Here is a 20,883-nt window from a genome sequence, read left to right as displayed (position 1 = left end):
CTCTCTGTTGGTCGATGGAATTCGGGACAGGGGCGCCGCGGGCGCTGCACCGCCGCGGGCGTCCCCGCAGGGAATGCGCCATTATAGCCAATCGACCGGTGGCGTCCGGATGACGATCGGCGCGATAATCGTTCCGGATGTCCGGCCACCGAACCACGGGCGACGTCGTCCGTCGCCGCGAAGCATCGGACCCGAGGAGCAGGCATGGAAGAAGCGAAGCACTTCATCGCGGGCGAATGGACGTTGCCCGCGCAGCTGGAGACAATCCCGGTCGTCGATCCCTCCGACGGCCAGCCGTTCGCGACGATCGCGCGCGGCACCGCCCCCGACATCGAGCGCGCGGTCGCCGCGGCCCGCGAAGCGTTCGTGGGCCCGTGGGGCGCGGCGAGCGCCGCCGAGCGCGGCCGCGTGCTGATGCGGCTGTCGGCGCGCGTCGCCGACCATCTCGAGGAACTCGCGACGATCGAGGCGCGCGACACCGGCAAGCCGCTGAAGCAGGCGCGTGCCGATGCCGCCGCGCTCGTGCGCTATTTCGAGTTCTACGCGGGCGCCGCCGACAAGCTGCACGGCGAGACCCTCCCCTATCAGGCCGGCTATACGGTGCTGACCGTGCGCGAGCCGCACGGCGTCACCGGCCACATCGTGCCGTGGAACTACCCGATGCAGATCTTCGGGCGCAGCGTCGGCGCGGCGCTCGCGGCCGGCAACGCGTGCGTCGTGAAGCCGGCCGAGGATGCGTGCCTGTCGGTGCTGCGCGTCGCCGAGCTGGCCGCCGAAGCCGGGCTGCCGGCCGGTGCGCTCAACATCGTCACCGGCTACGGCCATGAGGCGGGCGCCGCGCTCGCGCGCCACCCCGGCATCGACCACATCTCGTTCACCGGCTCGCCCGCGACCGGCAAGCTGGTCACGCAGATGGCCGCCGAGAACCACGTGCCCGTCACGCTCGAGCTCGGCGGCAAGTCGCCGCAGATCGTGTTCGCCGACGCCGATCTCGAAGCGGCGCTGCCCGTGCTCGTGTCGGCGATCGTGCAGAACGGTGGGCAGACCTGCTCGGCCGGCAGCCGCGTGCTGATCGAGCATGCGGTGTACGAGCCGCTCGTCGATCGGCTCGCCACCGCGTTCAACGCGCTGCGGGTCGGCCCGAGCCGCGCGGATCTCGACTGCGGCCCGCTGATCAACGCGAAGCAGCAGCAGCGCGTGTGGGATTTCCTGTCCGACGCGCAGCACGACGGCATTCCGATGGCAGGGCACGGCCAGGTCGTCGCCGATGCGCCCGAAAGCGGCTTCTACCAGGCCCCCGCGCTGCTGCGCGACGTGCCGGCGTCGCACCGGCTCGCGCAGGAGGAAGTGTTCGGCCCGGTGCTCGCCGCGATGCGTTTCGTCGACGAGGAGGAAGCGGTCGCGCTCGCGAACGGCACGCCGTACGGCCTCGTCGCAGGCATCTGGACACGCGACGGCGCGCGCCAGCTGCGTCTCGCGCGGCGCCTGCGCGCCGGTCAGGTGTTCATCAACAACTACGGTGCGGGCGGCGGCGTCGAACTGCCGTTCGGCGGCGTCGGCCACTCGGGCCATGGCCGCGAGAAAGGCTTCGAGGCGCTGTATGGCTTCACCGCACTGAAGACGATCGCGATCCGGCACGGCTGAACCCGCAGCACGCGGCCGGCAACGATCGGCCGCGCACCGACACACCACGCACGCATCCAACAGAGGAGACACACCATGCGGTTGAGCGGCAAGACGGCCATCGTCACCGGCGGCGGCTCGGGCTTCGGCGAGGGCATCGCGAAGACCTATGCGCGCGAAGGCGCGAACGTCGTCGTCAACGACCTGAACGGCGCGGCGGCCGAGCGCGTCGCGAGCGAGATCGCGCTGGCGGGCGGCAAGGCGATCGCGGTCGCGGGCGACGTGTCCAGGGACGCCGACTGGCGCGCGCTGCTGCAGGCCGCGCTCGACGATTTCCATTCGGTGCAGATCGTCGTGAACAACGCGGGCACCACGCACCGCAACAAGCCGGTGCTCGACGTGACGGAAGCCGAGTTCGATCGCGTGTACGCCGTCAACATGAAGAGCCTGTTCTGGAGCGTCCAGACCCTGGTGCCGTATTTCCGCGCGCAGGGCGGCGGCGTGTTCGTGAACGTCGCATCGACGGCCGGCGTGCGGCCGCGCCCGGGCCTCGTCTGGTACAACAGCACGAAGGGCGCGATGATCACCGCGAGCAAGTCTCTCGCGGCCGAGCTTGGCGCCGACCGGATCCGCGTGAACTGCATCAACCCGGTGCTTGGCGAGACGGGCCTGATGACCGAGTTCATGGGCTGCGAGGACACGCCGGAGAATCGCCGCCGGTTCCTCGCGACGATTCCGCTCGGCCGCTTCTCGACGCCGCAGGACATCGCGAACGCGGCACTGTACCTCGCATCCGACGAAGCCGAGTTCATCACCGGCGTCTGTCTCGAAGTCGACGGCGGGCGCTGCATCTAGCCGCACGACCGCGATTGCGCCGCGCCAGCATCGGCGCGCGCATCCGCGCAGGGGTGCATCCACGCATCGGCATTGCTTCGCAACACACCGGACCGGGCGCCGACGCGCCGGCTCCGGCACATGACAAGACAAGGACAGGAGACAACATGGCTACATCGATGCAGTCGCTGCCGGGCTCGTCCGGCGCATTCGAGGAAGCAACCTACCGCAAGGTGTCGTGGCGGCTCACGCCGCTCCTGCTGCTGTGCTACGTGGTCGCGTATCTCGACCGCGTGAACGTCGGCTTCGCGAAGCTGCAGATGGCGAGCGACCTGAATCTCAGCGACACCGTCTACGGGCTCGGTGCCGGGATCTTCTTCTTCGGCTACTTCCTGTTCGAAGTCCCGAGCAACATCATCCTGCACAAGGTCGGCGCGCGCGTGTGGATCGCGCGCATCATGGCGACCTGGGGCGTGATCTCGATCCTGACGATGTTCGTCACGACGCCCGCGATGTTCTACGTGATGCGCTTCCTGCTCGGCGTCGCGGAAGCCGGCTTCTTCCCCGGCGTGATCCTGTATCTCACCTACTGGTATCCCGCGCACCGGCGCGGCCGGATGACGACCTTCTTCATGACCGCGGTCGCGCTGTCCGGCGTGATCGGCGGACCAATCTCCGGCTTCATCCTGAAGGCGTTCAACGGCGTGAGCGGCTGGCACGGCTGGCAATGGCTGTTCCTGCTCGAAGGGATCCCGTCGGTGCTGGCCGGCGTGCTCGTGTTCTTCGCGCTCGACGACCGGATCGCGAAGGCCAAATGGCTCACCGACGACGAAAAGGCGCTGCTCGCGCGCAACGTCGACGCGGAGGAAGCGACCAAGCAGGACCTGCCGATCGGCGCGGTGATGTCGAGCCCGCGCGTGTGGCTGATGGCGCTCATCTACTTCTCGTTCGTGATGGGCCTGTACGGCGTCGGCTTCTGGCTGCCGACGATCATCAAGGCGACCGGCGTGGTCGACACGTTCATGATCGGCCTGCTGTCGGCGATTCCGTATGCGGCGGCGGTGGTCGCGATGATCCTGATCGCGCACAGCGCGGACAAGCGGCGCGAACGACGCTGGCACCTGGCGATTCCGGCCGCGTTCGGCGCGCTTGGGCTCGTGTTGTCGGTGATCTGGGCGCACCAGACGGCGCTCGCGATGCTCGGCCTCACGCTCGCGACGATGGGCATCCTGACGACGCTGCCGCTGTTCTGGAGCCTGCCGACGGCGTTCCTCGGCGGCGCGGCGGCCGCGGCCGGCATCGCGATGATCAACTCGATCGGCAACCTCGCGGGTTTCCTGAGCCCGTACCTGATGGGCTGGCTCAAGCAGGCGACGGGCGCCAACGACGCGGGCATGTACATGCTCGCCGGGTTCCTCGTGCTCGGCGGGTTGCTCGCGCTGTCGGTGCCGAAGCGGCTCGTCGACAAGTGATGCGGTGGGCGTGACCTCGTCGCACTCGCATTCGCACGCGAGCATGAAGCCGACCGGGTCGCCCCGCGCCGGTCCGCCGTACGACGACGTCTACCGGCTCCACGGCGGGCTCGCGGCCGCCGTGCCGCAAAAGCGCGCGAACCACGGCATCCGGGCCGCCCTGCAACGCGGCGCCGAATAAAAAATGCCCCGAAGGCCAATCGGCGTTCGGGGCATTTCCACGCGCGGCAGAAGACCGCCGCCGCGTCAGACCACGGTGATCGCGAGCGCGCTTTCGCGGTAGTGCTTCGCCGCCTTGTCGGTTTCGCCGAGATGCTCGAACAGGCGTGCGAGCGCGCGGTGCGCACGCACTTTCAGCGCCTCGTTGTCGGCCTGCTTCAGCGCGGCCTCGAGGAACGACTGCGCCTTGCCCCACAGCTGCTGCTGCTGGCAGAGACGGCCGAGCGCGAACAGCAGGTCGGCATCGTCCGGGTGATCCTTCTTCCACCCTTCGGCCTTCTGGATCAGCGGCAGCGCATCGGCGCCGGCCGTATCCGGATAGCGACGCAGCAGCCGCGCATCCCAGTTGTGCGCGAGCGCTTCCTCGACGATACGGCGCGCTTCGGGGCGACGCTCGAGCGGCACCAGCAGTTCGGCCGCGAGATCGGCGAGGCGCGGCGACTGACGCTCAAGCGGCGACAGCGACTGCCACACCTCGAGCAGCGCGTCCGGGTCGTGCCGGCGTTCGCGCAGCAGGTTCTCCGCCGCCTGCTGGCGCAGCCGCACGGCCGCGGCCGGATGCAGCGCCTCGCGCTTCTCGAGCGCCTTCGCGAGCTTCAGCACCTCGGCCCAGTTCTTCAACTGCTGCTGCGCGCGCAGCGCGACCTGCTGCGCATGGATGCGCTTGCCGCCCGCCTGCAGGTCGGCCAGCGCGGCGAGCGCGCCGTCGGCATCGCGTGCATCCGCGCGCATGTCGGCCGCGGCGAGCAGCCTCGCGTCCTGCCATTCGGGCGCGTCGACCTTCGACAGCCAGTCGTCGCGGCGCGTGTACTCGTGCATCCGGTGCGCGGCGGTCGCCGCGACGAGACTCGCGGCGCCCTGGTTCGCATCGACCGCGAGCGCGTCGCGCGCGGCCTTCTCGGCGCGCGAGAAGCGGCCCGCATACAGGTTCGCGATCGCATCGCGCAGCGACGCCTGCGCCTTCTCGTTACGCGAACGCGCACGATACGCGGCGACCCGCTGCGGCATGCGCCAGATGTTGCGCACGATGCGCAGCAGCGCGTACACGACGATGAACAGCACGACGATGCCGATCACGAACAGGTTCAGCGACACGTCGATCCGGTACGGCGGATAGACGAGCAGCACCTGCCCCGCGTCGAAACGGCCGACGGTGGCGAGGGCCGCGGCGATCCCGAACAGGATCGCGAGCCAGACGATTCCTCGAAGCGTCATCGTTACCCCCGGCTCTTGAACTGCTGAACGGCGTTCAGGCTCGTGTTCAGGTTCGGCACCGCGACCGTCAGCGATGCGCCGTCGACCTGCCGGAGCAGATCCTGGACGGTTTGCGTGTCCTTCGATGCCGGGTCGAAATACTTGCCGAGCGACGCCTGCGCCGCATGCAGGTCGGCCTTCATCGCGGTGTCGTTGCGCGAGAGCAGCGACAGCCGCGCGGTGAGCAGGCGCAGCTTCACGTTCTCGCGCACGAAGTAGCCCTGGTCGGGCGACGCGAGCATCGCGTCCGCATTGTCGATCCGGCGCACCTGCACGAGGCCCTTCAGTTGCTCGCCGAGGCCCGCCGAGAAGTCATGCCACCACACCTTCCAGCGCGGCGTGTCGGCCGCGACCGACGATGCGGCATCGGCCGGCGCGGCCTTCGGCGCCGCGTGCTGAACGATCGCCTCGCCCGACAGCGGCAGCGCGTCGATCTTCGCGATCGCGTCGTCGAGCTTGATCGCGAGGCCCGTGAGGTCGGCCGACGGTGCGGCCTTCAGCTTCTCGATGTCCTGCGCGAGCGCCTTGCGCACCGTGACGGCCTGCGCGCTCTGCGACGTCGCGAGGCGCGCGTCGGCATTCTGCAGCGCGATCAGCGCGAGCTGCGTGTTGCCGGTGAGCTGCAGTTGCTGGCTCGCGCTCGACAGCATCTGGTCGACTTCTTCCAGCATCCACGCGTCGCGGTTGCGCGACAGGTCCTGGTACTGCTGCTGCAACGCCTGCTGTGCGCTCTGCGCATCGGCGAGCTTGCCGTCGAGCTGCGCGAGCTGCGTGTCGACCTGGTGCGTGCCCGCGAGCGCCTGCTCGGTCTTCATGCGGGTCTCGGCCGTTTGCGCGTCGAGCGCCTTCTGGCGCGCGACGAACGTCGCGTCGAGCCGGTCGACCTTGCGGTTCAGCGCGTAGGCGCCCACGCCCGCGGCGCAGCCGAGCACGACGACGACGAACCACAGCGCCGCGCTGCTGCCGCGGCGCGCGGGCGATTGCGCGAGATAAGGGGGACTGGACGGCGGCGCGGATGCAGCGGCCGGCTGGGAAGCGACGCTTTTGGAATCGTTGGTATCTGTCATGCGTTTAGTCACCGGTGCGGCTGTCGCCGGTTGGACGGCCTCGTCGGCCATCGTTCGAAACGCGCGGACGATGCGCTCATCGCCCGCGCCGGTCAGCGTAATCCTATCAAAACCCAGTGCGCGGGCGGTCTGCTCGATGCGCGGGTGCGGCGTCACGAGCGGCGCATGCTTCAGCGCTTCGATCTCGACGTCGTTCAGATGGGTGCGCGCGAGTTCGTGCAGGTTGCGCACGCCTTCGGAGCTCGTGACGAGCCACGCGTGCGGTGCGCCGGCGAGCAGCGCATGCACGCGTTCCCACGCGCCGACGCGCGGCTCGGGCACGACGCGCCGGTACGCGGCGACCAGCGTGACGTTCGCGCCGGCTTCGCGCAGCCGCTCGGCGAGCCATTCGCGCCCGCCGTCGCCGCGCACGATCAGCACGTGCTTGCCGGCGAGCGCCTGCGCGCCGCCGAACGCGGCCTCGATGCTCGCGAACAGGTTTTCCGAATCGTAATGCGGCACGCCGCCGTCGGCGGGCGCCTGCGGCGCGATCACGCGATGCGCGGGCGTGGCGATCCCGTGGCGCTCGAGCGCCGCGACGCTGCCCGGGCCGACGACGCCGACCGGCAGCGCATTCGGCCAGATCGCGCCGTATTGCGCGAGCGCGCGGTCGATCGCGTTCGGCGACACGAAGATCACCAGCGCGTAACGATTGAGCGCCGCGAACGCGGCGTCGAGCGGCGCCGGATCGTCCACCGGCGCGATGTCGATCAGCGGGAATTCGAGCACGTCGCAGCCGGCCTCGGCCAGCTGGGCCGAGAGTCCGGCCGACTGGCCGTCCGGACGTGTCAGGACGGCGGTGAACGCGCGCGCGCCGCCCGCCATCAGGCGTCGCCCTTGCCGGCCTGCGACGCGGCCAGCAGTGCGTTGACGATGTCGAGCGCGCCCTGCGCCTCGAGCTCGTCGGACACCGCGCGGCCGAGCGCGAGCGCATCGGCCACGGTCATGACCGCGCCGCACTCCTCGGCCGTCAGCACGCGCTGGCCGTCGGTCGTCGACACGCGGCCCGTCAGGTACAGCTCGCCGGCGCGCCACACCGCGTGCGCGGCGAGCGGCACCTCGCAGCTGCCGCCGAGTGCGCGCGACACCATCCGCTCGGCCTCGACCGCGAGCGCGGTCTGCGGGTCGTGCAGCGGCGCGAGCCATGCGGCGACGTCCGTGCGGTGCGCGGCGATTTCGATGCCGAGCGCGCCCTGGCCGGCGGCGGGCGGGCTGTCCTCGACGTCGATCAGTGTACGGATTCGCGCTTCGAGGCCGAGGCGCTTCAGGCCCGCGGCCGCGAGAATGATCGCCGCATAGTCGCCGCGATCGAGCTTCGCCAGGCGCGTGTCGAGGTTGCCGCGCAGCGGCAGCACGTCGAGGTGCGGATAGCGCGCACGCAGCATCGCTTCACGACGCAGGCTCGACGTGCCGACGACGGCGCCGGCCGGCAGCGCGTCGAGCGACGCGTAGTCGTTCGACACGAACGCATCGCGCGGATCCTCGCGCTCCATGATCGCGGTGAGCGCGAAGCCGTCGGGCAGCGCCATCGGCACGTCCTTCAGCGAATGCACGGCCAGATCGGCGCGACCGTCGGCGAGCGCATTCTCCAGCTCCTTCACGAACAGGCCCTTGCCGCCGACCTTCGACAGCGTACGATCGAGAATCTGGTCGCCACGGGTCGTCATCCCGAGGATTTTCACGTCGCAAGCTGGATATAATTTGCGCAGCGCATCACGCACATGTTCGGCTTGCCACATCGCCAGGCGGCTCTCGCGCGAAGCAATCGTCAGCGTCGCAGGGGCTTGTGCCGAAATAGTCTCGGAATTCATTGCTGGAACATCGAAGGACGGGATGGAAGATCGAACAATGGTAGCACGCACGCTTCGGCCCGCCCGGGCCCGGAGCCCACGCCCGCCGCGCTTCGGCGCGGGCGGCGACACCGATGCGCGGATGTGCCGCACGTAGCTGGTTGCTTGACCGCAGTTCCCGTAGTTTCCGCAGTCCCCGCAGTCCCTTTTGACTCGAGCTTTCCCAAGGAAACCCATCGTGAAGTCTTCCGGATCGGCGCGTACGACGCGCCGCAATGCTGCCCTGCCCTCCTCCGATGCCCAGACGGGTACCATCGCCACCGCCGCGAACGGCCGTGCGAAAACGGCAACGAAACCGAAAGACCCGATACCTCGGACAAAACGCGCAATCAAGGCTTCCGGCCCGGCCGCCCGCACGGCGAAGCCCGGCGTGCGCACCCGCGAGGACAAGGACGGCCCGCTGTTCGAGGACATCCGCTTCCTCGGCCGCCTGCTCGGCGACGTGGTGCGCGAACAGGAAGGCGACACCGTGTTCGACGTCGTCGAAACGATCCGCCAGACCGCGGTGAAGTTCCGTCGCGAAGACGACAGCGAAGCCGCGCAAACCCTGGAAAAGAAGCTGCGCAAGCTGACGCCGGAGCAGACGGTGAGCGTCGTGCGCGCGTTCAGCTATTTCTCGCACCTCGCGAACATCGCGGAAGACCGCCACCATAACCGCCGCCGCCGCATCCACGCGCTGGCCGGCTCCGCGCCGCAGCCCGGCACGGTCGCGTACGCGCTCGAACAGCTGAAAACGACCGGCAACGCGTCGAAGCGCCTGCTGCAGCGCTTCTTCGACGATGCGCTGATCGTGCCGGTGCTGACCGCGCACCCGACCGAAGTACAGCGCAAGAGCATCCTCGACGCGCAGCACGATATCGCGCGGCTGCTCGCCGAACGCGACCAGCCGCTCACCGCGCGCGAACGCTCGTACAACGAATCGATGCTGCGCGCGCGCGTGACCGCGCTGTGGCAGACCCGCATGCTGCGCGACTCGCGCCTGACGGTCGGCGACGAGATCGAGAACGCGCTGTCGTACTACCGCGCGACGTTCCTCGACGAGCTGCCCGCGCTGTACGGCGACATCGAGGCCGCGCTCGCCGAGCACGGCCTGCCGGCGCGCGTGCCCGCGTTCTTCCAGATGGGCAGCTGGATCGGCGGCGATCGCGACGGCAACCCGAACGTCACCGGCCCGACGCTCGACGAAGCGATCAACCGCCAGGCCGCGGTGATCCTCGAACATTATCTGGAGCAGGTGCACAAGCTCGGCGCCGAGCTGTCGGTGTCAAATCTGCTGGTCGGCGCGAACGACGCGGTGAAGGCGCTCGCGGCAGCCTCCCCCGACCAGTCGCCGCACCGCGTCGACGAACCGTATCGCCGTGCGCTGATCGGCATCTACACGCGGCTCGCCGCCAGCGCGCGCGTGCGGCTTGGCGAAGGCACGGTGCCGGTGCGCAGCGCGGGCCGCGGCGCGCCGCCGGTGCGCGCGATTCCGTACGCGGATTCCGAAGCGTTCGTCGCCGACCTGAAGGTGCTGACCGCCTCGCTCGAAGAACACCACGGCGCGTCGCTTGCCGCGCCGCGCCTGACGCCGCTGGTGCGCGCGGCCGAAGTGTTCGGCTTCCATCTCGCGAGCATCGACCTGCGCCAGAGCTCCGACATCCACGAAGCCGTGGTCGCCGAGCTGTTCGCGCGTGCCGGCGTCGAAGCCGACTACGCGGCGCTCGCCGAGGAAGACAAGCTGCGCGTGCTGCTGGCCGCGCTCGCCGATCCGCGCCCGCTGCGCTCGCCGTACCTCGAATACTCGGCGCTCGCGCAGAGCGAGCTCGGCGTGTTCGAGAAGGCCCGCGAGGTGCGCGCGCAGTTCGGCGCGCGCGCGGTGCGCAACTACATCATCTCGCATACGGAAACCGTCAGCGACCTCGTCGAGGTGCTGCTGCTGCAGAAGGAAACGGGGCTGCTCGAAGGCCCGCTCGGCAGCCATGCGAAGAACGGCCTGATGGTGATCCCGCTGTTCGAGACGATCCCCGACCTGCGCGACGCCGCGCGGATCATGCGCGAGTACTTCGCGCTGCCGGGCATCGACGCGCTGATCGCGCATCAGGGCGCCGAGCAGGAGGTGATGCTCGGCTACTCGGACAGCAACAAGGACGGCGGCTTCCTGACGTCGAACTGGGAGCTGTATCGCGCCGAACTCGCGCTCGTCGACGTGTTCCGCGAACGCAAGATCACGCTGCGGCTGTTCCATGGCCGCGGCGGCACGGTCGGCCGCGGGGGCGGCCCGACCTACCAGGCGATCCTGTCGCAGCCGCCGGGTACCGTGAACGGCCAGATCCGCCTGACCGAACAGGGCGAGGTGATCGCGAGCAAGTTCGCGAACCCCGAAATCGGCCGGCGCAACCTCGAGACGGTGGTCGCCGCGACGCTCGAGGCATCGCTGCTGCCGCAGTCGAACGCGCCCGCGCAACTGCCCGCGTTCGAAGCCGCGATGCAGACGCTGTCGGACGCCGCGATGGCGTCGTACCGCGCGCTCGTCTATGAAACGCCCGGCTTCACCGACTACTTCTTCTCGTCGACGCCGATCACCGAGATCGCGGAGCTGAACATCGGCAGCCGCCCGGCCTCGCGCAAGCTGCAGGATCCGAAGAACCGCAAGATCGAGGATCTCCGCGCGATTCCGTGGGGCTTCTCGTGGGGTCAGTGCCGGCTGCTGCTGACGGGCTGGTACGGCTTCGGCAGCGCGGTGAGCGCGTATCTCGACGGCGCACCGGACGCGGCCGAACGCACCAAGCGCCTGACGCTGCTCAAGAAGATGAACAAGACCTGGCCGTTCTTCGCGAACCTGCTGTCGAACATGGACATGGTGCTCGCGAAGACCGATCTCGCGGTTGCGTCGCGCTATGCGCAGCTGGTCGCCGACCGCAAGCTGCGCAAGCACGTGTTCGAGCGGATCGTCGCGGAATGGGAGCGCACGTCGCAGGCGCTCGCGGAAATCACCGGGCACGAAGGCCGCCTCGCGACCAACCCGCTGCTCGCGCGCTCGATCAAGAACCGCTTCCCGTATCTCGATCCGCTGAACCACCTGCAAGTCGAGCTGATCAAGCGTCACCGCGCGGGCGACACGAACGCGCGGCTGCGCCGCGGGATTCACCTGACCATCAACGGGATCGCGGCCGGCCTGCGCAACACGGGCTGATCCGCGCGCGGCGCGGGTCCGCCCCGCGCCGCGCAGGCATCGCGATACGAAAGCCGCGATACGCGCGTCACGCGTATCGCGGCTTTTTTCATCGGACGGCGCTACGGCACGATGGCGACGACGCGGCCGCCGTGCCGCCGATTCATCGCGCGTCGATCAGCAACGCATCGTGCTCGAACGATCCGTCCGGCTGCACCGCGTAGTAGCCGCGCACCTCGTCGGGCGCATGCGCCCACAGCGCGCGGATGCCCGCGACGCTGTCGGCCGGCGTGCGAATCCGCTCGACCCACGTGTCGAAATCGATCGGCAGGCGCCAGCGGCTTTGCACCTGTGCATCGAAACCGGCGCCGCGGAACATCGCGACCCATTCGTCGGCACGGTAGTCGCGCACGTGCGATGCGTCGCGCAGCACTTCCGCCGCCTGCAGATACGTGTCGAGCAGCGGATGGTCGTTGCCCGCGATGTCGATCATCAGCACGCGGCCGCCCGGCTTCAGCACACGGCGCACCTCGGCGAGCGCCGCACGCACGTCGTGCCAGTGGTGCGCACTCATCCGGCTGACCACCCAGTCGAAGGTGCCCGCGTCGAACGGCAGCCGCTCGGCCGGCCCCTGCTGCGTGCGGATGTTCGCGAGCCCGCGCTCGCGCGCGGCGGCGTCGACCGTCGCGAGCATCGGCGCAGCGAGATCGTAGGCGACCACGTCGCGCACGTGCGGCGCGACCGCGAAGCTCGCGTGGCCCGCGCCGCAGCCGAGATCGAGCACCGCGCCGTCGGGCGTCGCGCGCACGGCGTCCGCCAGCGCCTGCAGATCGGCGCCCGTCGCGTGGACCGTGCTCGTCAGGTAGGCGGCGGCCGTCGTGCCGAATGCGTCGGCGACCTGGTCGTGGTGTTTCATCGTTCGCTCCTTCGTTGGGTGGGGCGCCCGCTGCCTGTCAGCGCGCGAATCGCTACAATAGGGCCGCGCTTGTACCAGTACAAGTTAAGCGGTTATTCTGGTATTTGTTACACCTGCCTGATTTCCGGCCCGATCTTCGCCGCGCATCCCGCGCCCTTTTTTGTCGTTTCAGCCGTTTTCCGCATGAACCAGCCGTCCTCCGCCCCCACCCCGCCGCTCGACGCGACGCCCGCCCGCGCGCTCGGCGAATTCATCCGCGCGCACCGCGAACGGCTGTCGCCGCAGGCCGTCGGCCTGCCGCCGGGCCCGCGCCGCCGCACACCGGGGCTGCGGCGCGAGGAAGTCGCGCAGCTGTGCGGCGTCAGTCCGACCTGGTACACGTGGATCGAGCAGGGGCGCCCGGTGTCGGCGTCGGCCGACGCGCTCGCGCGGATCGCCGTCGCGCTGCAGTTGTCGAAGGCCGAACGCGCGTACCTGTTCGAGCTGGCCGCGCAGCGCGATCCGGCCGAGCCCGACGTCGCGGCCGGCGACCTGCCGCCGACGCTCGCGGCGACCGTCGCCGCGATCGCCACGCCCGCCTACGTGCTCGACCGGCAATGGAACGCCCTCGCGTGGAACGCGCCGGCCGCCGCGCTGTTCACGGGCTGGCTCGACGGCGAGCACGACCGCAACCTGCTGCGCTTCACGTTCATGGCGCCGGCCGCGCGCACGCTGATCGTCGACTGGGAAACCCGCGCGCGCCGGCTCGCGGCCGAATTCCGCGCCGACTCGATCCGCCACCTCGCCGACGCGCCGACCCGCGCGCTGATCGACGCGCTGATGGCCGGCAGCGACGCGTTCGCACAGTACTGGGCGTCGCAGGACGTGTTCGAGCGCGAAGGCGGCCTGCGCGAGTTCGACCATCCGGCCGACGGCCGGCTCGTGTACCAGCAGATCACGCTGAAGCCCGCGCACCGCGAGGACCTGAAGCTCGTCGTGCTGGTGCGCGATTGAAGTGACTCAGAAGCTGATCGTCGCGGTAATGGTGTCGCTGTAGTTGCCGGGCGCCGGCGTCGCCTGCGCGGGGACGCGGCCGTACACGGTGATCGCCTGCGCGAACCCGCTGCCGGTGCCCGTCGCCATCGACGTGCCGCCGGTGCCGTCGCCCCACGGCTGCGTGTGGCCGCTGTCCTGATAGAGCTGATAGCTGACCGAGCCGCCGCCCGTGCGCTGCATCGTGCGTGCGACGACACTGCCGCTGACCCCGCCGTTCAACGCGATCTGGAACGCATCGCCGTTCGTGCACCGCGCACTGATCGAGCCGCTCGCGCTCAGCGCCGACGTCAGCACGCCCGCCGCCGGAAACGCCACGCCGGTCGCGCTGATGATGCAGTTGTTGATGACGGTGGCAGTGGCGGCAAAGCTCATCGTGCCGGCCGTCGACTGCGACACGCACGGCGTGGGCTGCACGCCGAGCAGCGAAAAACTGAAGCTGTAGGCGGCCTGGTTGCCGGCGAAACTTTGCGTATAGACGGTGCTGGCATTGTTCACGGTCGGCACGGTCGGCTGGTTCGACGCGATGCGGCCATAGACGGTCACGTTGGTACTCGCGGTCGTGCCGAGCACAGGTTTCGTCAACGACACGGAGATCGGCGTCGTGCCGGCACTGACGGCGCCCCAGGGCTGCAAATAGCCGGCGTCCTGATACAGGTCGTACTGCATCTGGTTCGTCCCGTTGGTCAGGTAGCGCGGGCTCGTGCCGCCGAGGTTCACGCAAACGAGCACGCCGGTGTTCAGACTCAGTGCGTCCCACGTGCAACTGACCGTCATCGTGCTGTTCGTCGTATAAGCCTGCAGCGTGATCGGGCTGACCGAGCCGAAGCTCGGCGCCGGCGGCGTCACGGAACACGTGTCGGCCCGGGCCGGCATCCACGGCATGCCGAGCAGCGCGGCCAGCAGCACGCACGCTAGCGCGCGGATCCAGCGTCGCGTCGTGTCGAATTCGTCATCCGCCATGCGCTCCCCCCGAACATGCTCGTCCGCTCGACCGGGCTTGCGGCCCGTTCGGCGCCCCATCGTATCCGGCTGCGCATCAATCGTTCGCACTGTTTTGATCCATGTCAAATCGGCCGCTGCCAATCGGTTCGCAACCCAAAACAATGTGTTCCGGTCGGCGTTTTCTCGATTGCGCGCGCCTGAATCCGTGGAGTAGTCTTCCAACAACGACAGAGCGGTTACGGCGACCGGCAACAGACCACGCGGCAGGCACTCCGCGTCCGGACGACCCCTTGAACGGCAGGAGACAATCATAATGAACGATTCCCGACGTCGTGTTCTTTCGGCCATGCTCGCGGCCAGCGTCGCATTCGCGCCCGCGCTGCAACCCGTCGCCATTGCGGCAGTCTATTCGAACGGCACCGCTACCGCGCAATTCACCGTCACGCTCACGATCCAGGCCAACTGCACGATCGCCGCGAACCCGCTCGCGTTCGGCACGGCCGGCGTGCTCGCATCGGCAGTCAACCAGCAGACCACGGTCTCCGTCACCTGCACGAACTCGACGCCGTACAACGTCGGACTCGACGGCGGCACGGTAACCGGCTCGACGGTCGCCAGCCGGCTGATGGGTGGCACGACGACCGGCAATACCAGCACGACGGTCGGCTATCAGCTCTACCAGGACTCCGGCCACACGACGATCTGGGGCAACACGCAGGGCACCGACACGGTCGGCGGCACCGGCACGGGTTCCGCGCAAGTGCTGAACGTGTACGGCCAGGTGCCCGCGCAAGCGACGCCGACGCCCGACACCTATCAGGCCTCCGTCACCGCCACCGTGTACTTCTGACGCGCCATGGCATGGCTCCCGCGCGCATTGGCCGCGCTGTGCGTCGCGTCGGCGTGCGCGGCCGCATCCGCCGCCACGCTGCAGATCACGCCCGTGACGATCGAGCTGGCGCCGTCGGCGGCCGCCGCGAGCATGACGCTCAGCAATCCTGGCGGACAGCCGATCTACGGCCAGGTCCGCACCTATCGCTGGACTCAGCAAAACGGTGACGACGTGATGACGCCGACCGACATGCTCGCCGCGTCGCCGCCGCTGCTGCAGATCGGCGCGAACGCCGAGCAGCTGATCCGGCTCGTGCGCACGGGCCGCGGCGCGGCGCCCGCCGAGGAAAGCTATCGCGTGCTGATCGATGAACTGCCCGCGCCCGGCACGCCGGTCGCGAACGGCGTCACGATCCGGCTGCGCTATTCCGTGCCCGTATTCGTCGAGCCCGATGGCGCACCGGCGTCGCCAAAACTTGACTGGCGCGTCGAGCGTGACGGCGCGGGCACACGGCTTGCGGTCGACAACCGCGGTGGACGACGCGCGCAGATTTCCGCGGTTCGGCTCATCGACGCGCGCGGCACTGTGCATGACGTCACGCGCGGCCTGCTCGGCTATGCGCTCGCGGGCAGCACGCGGCGCTGGCCGCTCAAGCTGGATGCGGGCCCGGCGACATTCGTCAGGATCCAGGCGACCGTCAACGCGCAGCCGGTCGAAGCGCGGCTGACACCGCCCTGATCCGGCTCGGAAGGATCGCACGACGTTGCCCGTTCCGACGACGCGCATGGCCCTCCAGGCTGCCGGCCCCGCACGATACGCGCGGCCCGCTGCGGCGGTGCTTGCATTGGCGCTGGCGCTGCATGCAGGCCCCGGCTGCGCGCAAACGGCGCCGGCGCCGGCGCAGGTTGCAGCTGCGCCGGCGCTGGTGCCCGTGCCTGCGTCCGTGCGTACGTCCGTGCCTGCGCCCGTGCCTGCGCCGGTGCCGATGCCGATGCCGATGCCGATGCCGATGCCGATGCCGATGCCGGTGCCGGTGCCGGTGCCTGCGCCCATGCCCACGCCGGCGCCCGCGCCCGCATCCGACGCACTGTTTCTCGACGTATCGGTCAATGGCGAACCGACGCACCGGATCGCACGGTTCCAGCAAATCGACGGACGCCTGTACGCGGCCTCCGCCGACCTGAACGACCTGGGTATCGCGACGAACGACCGGACGAACGACCGCATGCAGGAGCCGTCGAACGCGCTCGTCGCGCTCGACACGCTCGCCGGGCTGCGCTACGACTACGACGCGGGCCGGCAGACGCTCGACCTGCGCGTGCCCGACGCGCTGCGCATCCCGCACACGTTCGATACGCGCGCACTCGCGGCCGCGCCGCCCGCCACGTCCGGCCGCGGCTTCGTGCTGAACTACGACGCCTACGCACAGACCATCGCCCATGCGCCGCTCGCGGTCTGGAGCGAGGCGCGCTATTTCGATCCGTACGGCGTGTTCAGCAGCACCGGCGTCGCGTATCTGTACGACGACCGCCGCCGCTACGTGCGCTACGACACGTCGTGGAGTCATTCGAACCCCGGCACGCTCACGACGACCCAGATCGGCGACACGATTTCGTCGTCGTTGTCGTGGACCCGCTCGCTGCGCATCGGCGGCGTGCAGTGGCGCAGCAATTTCGGCCTGCGTCCCGATCTGGTCACGTTTCCGGTGCCCGCGCTGTCCGGCAGCGCGGTCGTGCCGACCTCCGTCGACCTGTACGTGAACAACGTGCGCCAGTTCAGCGGCAACGTGGCGAGCGGGCCGTTCGTGATCAACAGCGTGCCCGGCATCACCGGCGCGGGCAGCGCAACCGTCATCACGCGCGACGCGCTCGGCCGCTCGATCGCGACGTCCATTCCGCTGTACGTCGACACGCGCCTGCTCGCCCCCGGCCTCGCCAGCTATTCGGCGGAAGCCGGGTTCCTGCGCCGCGCCTATGGCATCGATTCGTTCGACTATGCGCGCACGCCGGCCGCGAGCGGCTCGCTGCGCTACGGCATCAGCGAGCGGCTGACCGTCGAGGCGCACGCGGAAGCGACGGCCGGCGTCTACAACGCGGGCGCCGGCGCGCTCGCACGTCTGGGCGAACGCGGCGTGGCGAACGCATCGCTGGCGCTCAGCGCGCCGGGCCGCACGGGCGTGCAGGCCGGCATCGGCTACCAGTACGTGACGCCGCGCTTCTCCATCGATGCGCAGACGCTGCGCGCCTTCGGCGACTACAGCGACCTCGGCAGCCGCGAAGGCGTGCCGGTGTCGCGCGCCACCGACCGCGTCACGGTGTCATTCCCGTTCCTGCGCAGGCAGACGCTGTCGTTCAGCTATCTCGGCCTCAAGTATCCGGGCGTCGCCGCGTCGCGCATCGGCTCAGTCGCCTACCTGGTCAATCTCGGCGGGCTGACCTCGATCACGTTCAGCGGCTTCCAGGACTTCCGGCAGCGCGACACGCGCGGCTTCTTCGTGAGCCTGAGCATCGGGCTCGGCGGCAACACGTCCGTGTCGTTGAACGCCGGGCGGCAGAACGGCGACTCGACCTACACGCTGAGCGCGACACGGCCGCCCGACTATGGCGGCGGCTTCGGCTGGAACGTGCAGGCCGGCGCCAACGCAGGCATGCGCTACGCGCAGGGGCAACTGCAGTACCTCGGCCGCGCGGGCGAGGTCACGCTGCTCGCGCAGTCGTTCGACGGGCACCGCAACGCGTCGGTCGACGTCACGGGCGCGATCGTGCTGATGAACGGCCAGCTGATGACGGCACGCCGCGTCGACGACGGCTTCGCGCTCGTCTCGACCGACACCGGGCGCGTGCCCGTGCTGCACCAGAACCGGATGATCGGCGAGACGAACCGGGCCGGCTATCTGCTCGTGCCCGACCTGAATGCGTACCAGAGCAATCGCGTCGCGATCGACGGCACCGCGCTGCCCGCCGACGCCCGGATCGCCGACACGACGCTCGATGTCGTGCCGCAGGCGCGCTCCGGCGTCCTCGCGCACTTCGCGGTGACACGCTACAGCGCCGCGTCGATCGCGCTGCGCGCGCCGGACGGCACGCCGCTGCCGCCCGGGCTCGAGGTGCGCCACGTCGAAACCGGTCAGCGCACGATCGTCGGCTACGACGGCCTGACCTTCGTCGACGGCCTCGTCGCGAACAACCATCTGGAAATCACCGGCGGCGGCCGCGATTGCGCGGTCGCGTTCGCGTACCGGCGCCCGGACGACGGCACGCTGCCGCGGATCGGCCCGCTGACCTGCGGCCCGCGGTGATCCGCGGCCGGCGCGCGCCGGCCGTCAGCCCCGCGAATGTTAGAATTGCGGGATTCCCTCGGCGGCGCACGCCGCCCAACTCCCCTTCGAAGAATCGCCATGACGTCCCAACTGCACAAAAAGGGCGAGGCCTGGTCGGCCCGCTTCTCGGAACCGATGTCGGAGCTGGTCAAGCGCTACACGTCGTCGGTGTTTTTCGACAAGCGCCTCGCGCTCGTCGACATCGCCGGCTCGCTCGCGCACGCGAGCATGCTCGCGGCGCAGAAGATCATCAGCGCCGACGACCTCGCCGCGATCGAGCGCGGGATGACGCAGATCAAGGGCGAGATCGAGCGCGGCGAATTCGAATGGCAGCTGGATCTCGAGGACGTCCACCTGAACATCGAGGCGCGCCTCACCGCGCTGATCGGCGACGCGGGCAAACGCCTGCACACGGGCCGCTCGCGCAACGATCAGGTCGCGACCGACATCCGTCTGTGGCTGCGCGGCGAGATCGACCGCATCGGCGGCCTGCTGAACGACCTGCGCGGCGCGCTGATCGACCTCGCGGAAAAGAACGCCGACACGATCATGCCGGGCTTCACGCACCTGCAGGTCGCCCAGCCGGTCACGTTCGGCCATCACCTGCTCGCGTACGTCGAGATGTTCACGCGCGACGCGGAACGCATGTGCGATTGCCGCACCCGCGTGAACCGCCTGCCGCTCGGCGCGGCCGCGCTCGCGGGCACCAGCTACCCGATCGACCGTCACGCCGTCGCGAAGACGCTCGGCTTCGACGGCATCTGCGCGAACTCGCTCGACGCGGTGTCGGATCGCGACTTCGCGATCGAATTCACGGCGGCATCCGCGCTCGTGATGACGCACGTGTCGCGTTTCTCCGAGGAACTCGTGCTGTGGATGAGCCCGCGCGTCGGCTTCATCGACATCGCCGATCGCTTCTGCACCGGCAGCTCGATCATGCCGCAGAAGAAGAACCCGGACGTGCCCGAGCTCGCGCGCGGCAAGACGGGCCGCGTGAACGGCCACCTGATGGCGCTCCTCACGCTGATGAAGGGCCAGCCGCTCGCGTACAACAAGGACAACCAGGAAGACAAGGAACCGCTGTTCGACACGGTCGACACCGTCGCCGACACGCTGCGGATCTTCGCCGAGATGGTCGCGGGCATCACCGTGAAGCCGGACGCGATGCGCGCGGCCGCGCTGCAGGGCTTCTCGACCGCCACCGACCTCGCCGACTACCTCGTGAAGCGCGGGCTGCCGTTCCGCGACGCGCACGAAGCCGTCGCGCACGCGGTGCGGATCTGCGACGACCGCGGGATCGACCTCGCCGACCTGACGCTCGACGAAATGAAGCAGGAACTGCCGAACGTCGCGCACCTGATCGGCGACGACGTGTTCGGCTACCTGACGCTCGAGGGTTCGGTCGCAAGCCGCGACCACGCGGGCGGCACCGCGCCGGACCAGGTGCGTGCGGCGGTCAAGGCTGCCCGCGCCGCGCTCGGCACGTAAGCTCGTCGCCACTGACGGCGCCTGCGGCGTCCGTCCTTCATTCGGGCGGCCGCCGCGCCGCCCGTTGCCTGCCCCGCTTCCCGGATACCGCCGATGACCTTCTCCGCCGCGCTCTTCGACATGGACGGCCTGCTCGTCGATTCCGAGCGGACCATCATGAACACGTGGATCGACGTGTCGACCGCGCACGGCGTCACGTTGACCGAGATCGACTACCTGCAGATCGTCGGGCGCTCGTTCGCCGAAGGCCAGGTAATCCTCGCGCGGCTGATCGGCGACACCAACACGTTCGACGCCGTGCGCCTGCTCGTGCGCGAACAGCTCGCCGCACCCGAACCCCATCCGAAGTTTCCGCTGAAAGCGGGCGCGCTCGCGCTGCTCGAGGCGCTCGCGCAGGCCGGCATTCCGTGCGCGGTCGCGTCATCGTCCGCGCGCGACGTGATCCGTGCACGGCTGGACGCGGTCGGCGTGCTGCCGTTCTTCCACGCGATCGCGGGCGGCGACGAAGTCGCGCGCGGCAAGCCCGATCCGGCCGTATACCGGCTCGCGGCCGAGCGCCTCGGCGTGCCGGCGCACGCGTGCGTCGCGTTCGAGGACAGCGACTTCGGCGCGCTGTCGGCCGCCGGCGCCGGCGCAGCGGTCGTCACCGTGCCCGATCTGAAGGCGCCCACACCCGAGATCGTCGCGCTGAGCCTGCACGTGCTCACGTCGCTCGACGATGCGCTCGCGCTCGTGCCGTCGTGGTTCGGCGGCCTCGACACGCAGCAATCCGCGTAAGCGCCGCACGCGGCACCCCACATGCAAACGGGCACCCTCGGGTGCCCGTTTTGCGTTGCCGC

Annotated in this window: 16 protein-coding genes; 11 read left to right on the top strand and 5 right to left on the bottom strand. The window is 69.6% G+C overall.

Annotation, left to right across the window (positions count from 1 at the left end; genetic code table 11):
- The first annotated feature begins 204 nt into the window (after positions 1-204).
- From ABIC50_RS21655 to ABIC50_RS21640, 4 genes are all read left to right on the top strand, one after another.
- A complete protein-coding gene (locus ABIC50_RS21655) occupies positions 205-1,644 on the top strand; it encodes an aldehyde dehydrogenase family protein (RefSeq protein WP_011657634.1) in 1,440 nt (479 codons plus the stop codon).
- Positions 1,645-1,719: 75 nt separating this feature from the next.
- Entirely contained in the window at positions 1,720-2,478 is a 759-nt protein-coding gene (locus ABIC50_RS21650) for an SDR family oxidoreductase (protein ID WP_126228310.1), read from the top strand.
- A 146-nt stretch (positions 2,479-2,624) separates the two neighbouring features.
- Complete coding sequence (locus ABIC50_RS21645) at positions 2,625-3,929, top strand: MFS transporter (RefSeq protein WP_354166744.1); 1,305 nt, start codon at positions 2,625-2,627, stop codon at positions 3,927-3,929.
- Positions 3,930-3,972: 43 nt separating this feature from the next.
- Positions 3,973-4,110 (top strand): hypothetical protein, encoded by a 138-nt coding sequence (locus ABIC50_RS21640; RefSeq protein WP_354166743.1) that lies wholly within the window; start codon positions 3,973-3,975, stop codon positions 4,108-4,110.
- A 65-nt stretch (positions 4,111-4,175) separates the two neighbouring features.
- On the opposite strand, the gene ABIC50_RS21635 is transcribed toward ABIC50_RS21640, so the two are convergent.
- Genes ABIC50_RS21635 through hemC form a run of 3 tightly spaced genes read right to left on the bottom strand, consistent with a single transcriptional unit; the run spans position 4,176 to position 8,319 of the window.
- On the bottom strand, positions 4,176-5,363 hold the full coding sequence (locus tag ABIC50_RS21635; RefSeq protein ID WP_011657637.1) for a heme biosynthesis protein HemY: 1,188 nt from the start codon (positions 5,361-5,363) through the stop codon (positions 4,176-4,178).
- A 2-nt stretch (positions 5,364-5,365) separates the two neighbouring features.
- Entirely contained in the window at positions 5,366-7,333 is a 1,968-nt protein-coding gene (gene hemDX, locus ABIC50_RS21630; protein ID WP_354166741.1) for a fused uroporphyrinogen-III synthase HemD/membrane protein HemX, read from the bottom strand.
- Positions 7,333-8,319 (bottom strand): hydroxymethylbilane synthase, encoded by a 987-nt coding sequence (gene hemC, locus ABIC50_RS21625; RefSeq protein ID WP_175665039.1) that lies wholly within the window; start codon positions 8,317-8,319, stop codon positions 7,333-7,335. The genes hemDX and hemC overlap by 1 nt, the downstream gene beginning before the upstream one ends.
- Positions 8,320-8,536: 217 nt before the next feature.
- Between hemC and ppc the strand changes: the two genes are divergently transcribed.
- Positions 8,537-11,533: a phosphoenolpyruvate carboxylase gene (gene ppc / locus ABIC50_RS21620; RefSeq protein WP_175660250.1), complete on the top strand. Its 2,997-nt coding sequence runs from the start codon at positions 8,537-8,539 to the stop codon at positions 11,531-11,533.
- A gap of 142 nt (positions 11,534-11,675) precedes the next feature.
- Here ppc and ABIC50_RS21615 read toward each other — a convergent pair whose 3' ends face one another.
- Positions 11,676-12,428: a class I SAM-dependent methyltransferase gene (locus tag ABIC50_RS21615; protein WP_126228316.1), complete on the bottom strand. Its 753-nt coding sequence runs from the start codon at positions 12,426-12,428 to the stop codon at positions 11,676-11,678.
- Positions 12,429-12,611: 183 nt separating this feature from the next.
- Here ABIC50_RS21615 and ABIC50_RS21610 point away from each other — a divergent pair, with 183 nt between their 5' ends.
- A complete protein-coding gene (locus ABIC50_RS21610; RefSeq protein WP_011657642.1) occupies positions 12,612-13,421 on the top strand; it encodes a helix-turn-helix transcriptional regulator in 810 nt (269 codons plus the stop codon).
- Positions 13,422-13,427: 6 nt separating this feature from the next.
- On the opposite strand, the gene ABIC50_RS21605 is transcribed toward ABIC50_RS21610, so the two are convergent.
- Positions 13,428-14,423: a Csu type fimbrial protein gene (locus ABIC50_RS21605; RefSeq protein WP_354166740.1), complete on the bottom strand. Its 996-nt coding sequence runs from the start codon at positions 14,421-14,423 to the stop codon at positions 13,428-13,430.
- A gap of 295 nt (positions 14,424-14,718) precedes the next feature.
- Here ABIC50_RS21605 and ABIC50_RS21600 point away from each other — a divergent pair, with 295 nt between their 5' ends.
- The 5 genes from ABIC50_RS21600 to ABIC50_RS21580 all read left to right on the top strand — a co-directional run bounded on the left by ABIC50_RS21600 (position 14,719) and on the right by ABIC50_RS21580 (position 20,821).
- Positions 14,719-15,255 (top strand): Csu type fimbrial protein, encoded by a 537-nt coding sequence (locus tag ABIC50_RS21600; protein ID WP_212100210.1) that lies wholly within the window; start codon positions 14,719-14,721, stop codon positions 15,253-15,255.
- 6 nt (positions 15,256-15,261) lie between these two features.
- Complete coding sequence (locus tag ABIC50_RS21595; protein ID WP_354166738.1) at positions 15,262-15,975, top strand: fimbrial biogenesis chaperone; 714 nt, start codon at positions 15,262-15,264, stop codon at positions 15,973-15,975.
- Between the two features lie 46 nt (positions 15,976-16,021).
- Positions 16,022-18,535, top strand: a complete 2,514-nt coding sequence (locus ABIC50_RS21590) for a fimbria/pilus outer membrane usher protein (protein ID WP_502913487.1) — start codon at positions 16,022-16,024, stop codon at positions 18,533-18,535.
- Positions 18,536-18,634: 99 nt separating this feature from the next.
- Entirely contained in the window at positions 18,635-20,044 is a 1,410-nt protein-coding gene (gene argH / locus ABIC50_RS21585) for an argininosuccinate lyase (protein ID WP_354166736.1), read from the top strand.
- A gap of 93 nt (positions 20,045-20,137) precedes the next feature.
- Complete coding sequence (locus ABIC50_RS21580) at positions 20,138-20,821, top strand: HAD family hydrolase (protein ID WP_175741523.1); 684 nt, start codon at positions 20,138-20,140, stop codon at positions 20,819-20,821.
- The last annotated feature ends 62 nt before the right edge of the window (positions 20,822-20,883 follow it).

The sequence above is a fragment of the Burkholderia sp. 567 genome, assembly GCF_040545115.1.
GTDB lineage: Bacteria > Pseudomonadota > Gammaproteobacteria > Burkholderiales > Burkholderiaceae > Burkholderia > Burkholderia ambifaria.
This window is presented reverse-complemented; position numbering and strand designations above follow the sequence as displayed.

Bases quoted from the DNA above. Each gene is read 5' to 3' on its own strand.
- argH (WP_354166736.1), top strand. From the start codon at position 18,635: ATGACGTCCCAACTGCACAAAAAGGGCGAGGCCTGGTCGGCCCGCTTC.
- ABIC50_RS21655 (WP_011657634.1), top strand. From the start codon at position 205: ATGGAAGAAGCGAAGCACTTCATCGCGGGCGAATGGACGTTGCCCGCG.
- ABIC50_RS21580 (WP_175741523.1), top strand. From the start codon at position 20,138: ATGACCTTCTCCGCCGCGCTCTTCGACATGGACGGCCTGCTCGTCGAT.
- ABIC50_RS21650 (WP_126228310.1), top strand. From the start codon at position 1,720: ATGCGGTTGAGCGGCAAGACGGCCATCGTCACCGGCGGCGGCTCGGGC.
- ABIC50_RS21635 (WP_011657637.1), bottom strand. From the start codon at position 5,363: ATGACGCTTCGAGGAATCGTCTGGCTCGCGATCCTGTTCGGGATCGCC.
- ABIC50_RS21610 (WP_011657642.1), top strand. From the start codon at position 12,612: ATGAACCAGCCGTCCTCCGCCCCCACCCCGCCGCTCGACGCGACGCCC.
- hemC (WP_175665039.1), bottom strand. From the start codon at position 8,319: ATGAATTCCGAGACTATTTCGGCACAAGCCCCTGCGACGCTGACGATT.
- hemDX (WP_354166741.1), bottom strand. From the start codon at position 7,333: ATGGCGGGCGGCGCGCGCGCGTTCACCGCCGTCCTGACACGTCCGGAC.
- ABIC50_RS21645 (WP_354166744.1), top strand. From the start codon at position 2,625: ATGGCTACATCGATGCAGTCGCTGCCGGGCTCGTCCGGCGCATTCGAG.
- ABIC50_RS21595 (WP_354166738.1), top strand. From the start codon at position 15,262: ATGGCATGGCTCCCGCGCGCATTGGCCGCGCTGTGCGTCGCGTCGGCG.
- ABIC50_RS21615 (WP_126228316.1), bottom strand. From the start codon at position 12,428: ATGAAACACCACGACCAGGTCGCCGACGCATTCGGCACGACGGCCGCC.
- ABIC50_RS21605 (WP_354166740.1), bottom strand. From the start codon at position 14,423: ATGGCGGATGACGAATTCGACACGACGCGACGCTGGATCCGCGCGCTA.
- ABIC50_RS21640 (WP_354166743.1), top strand. From the start codon at position 3,973: ATGAAGCCGACCGGGTCGCCCCGCGCCGGTCCGCCGTACGACGACGTC.
- ABIC50_RS21600 (WP_212100210.1), top strand. From the start codon at position 14,719: ATGAACGATTCCCGACGTCGTGTTCTTTCGGCCATGCTCGCGGCCAGC.
- ABIC50_RS21590 (WP_502913487.1), top strand. From the start codon at position 16,022: ATGGCCCTCCAGGCTGCCGGCCCCGCACGATACGCGCGGCCCGCTGCG.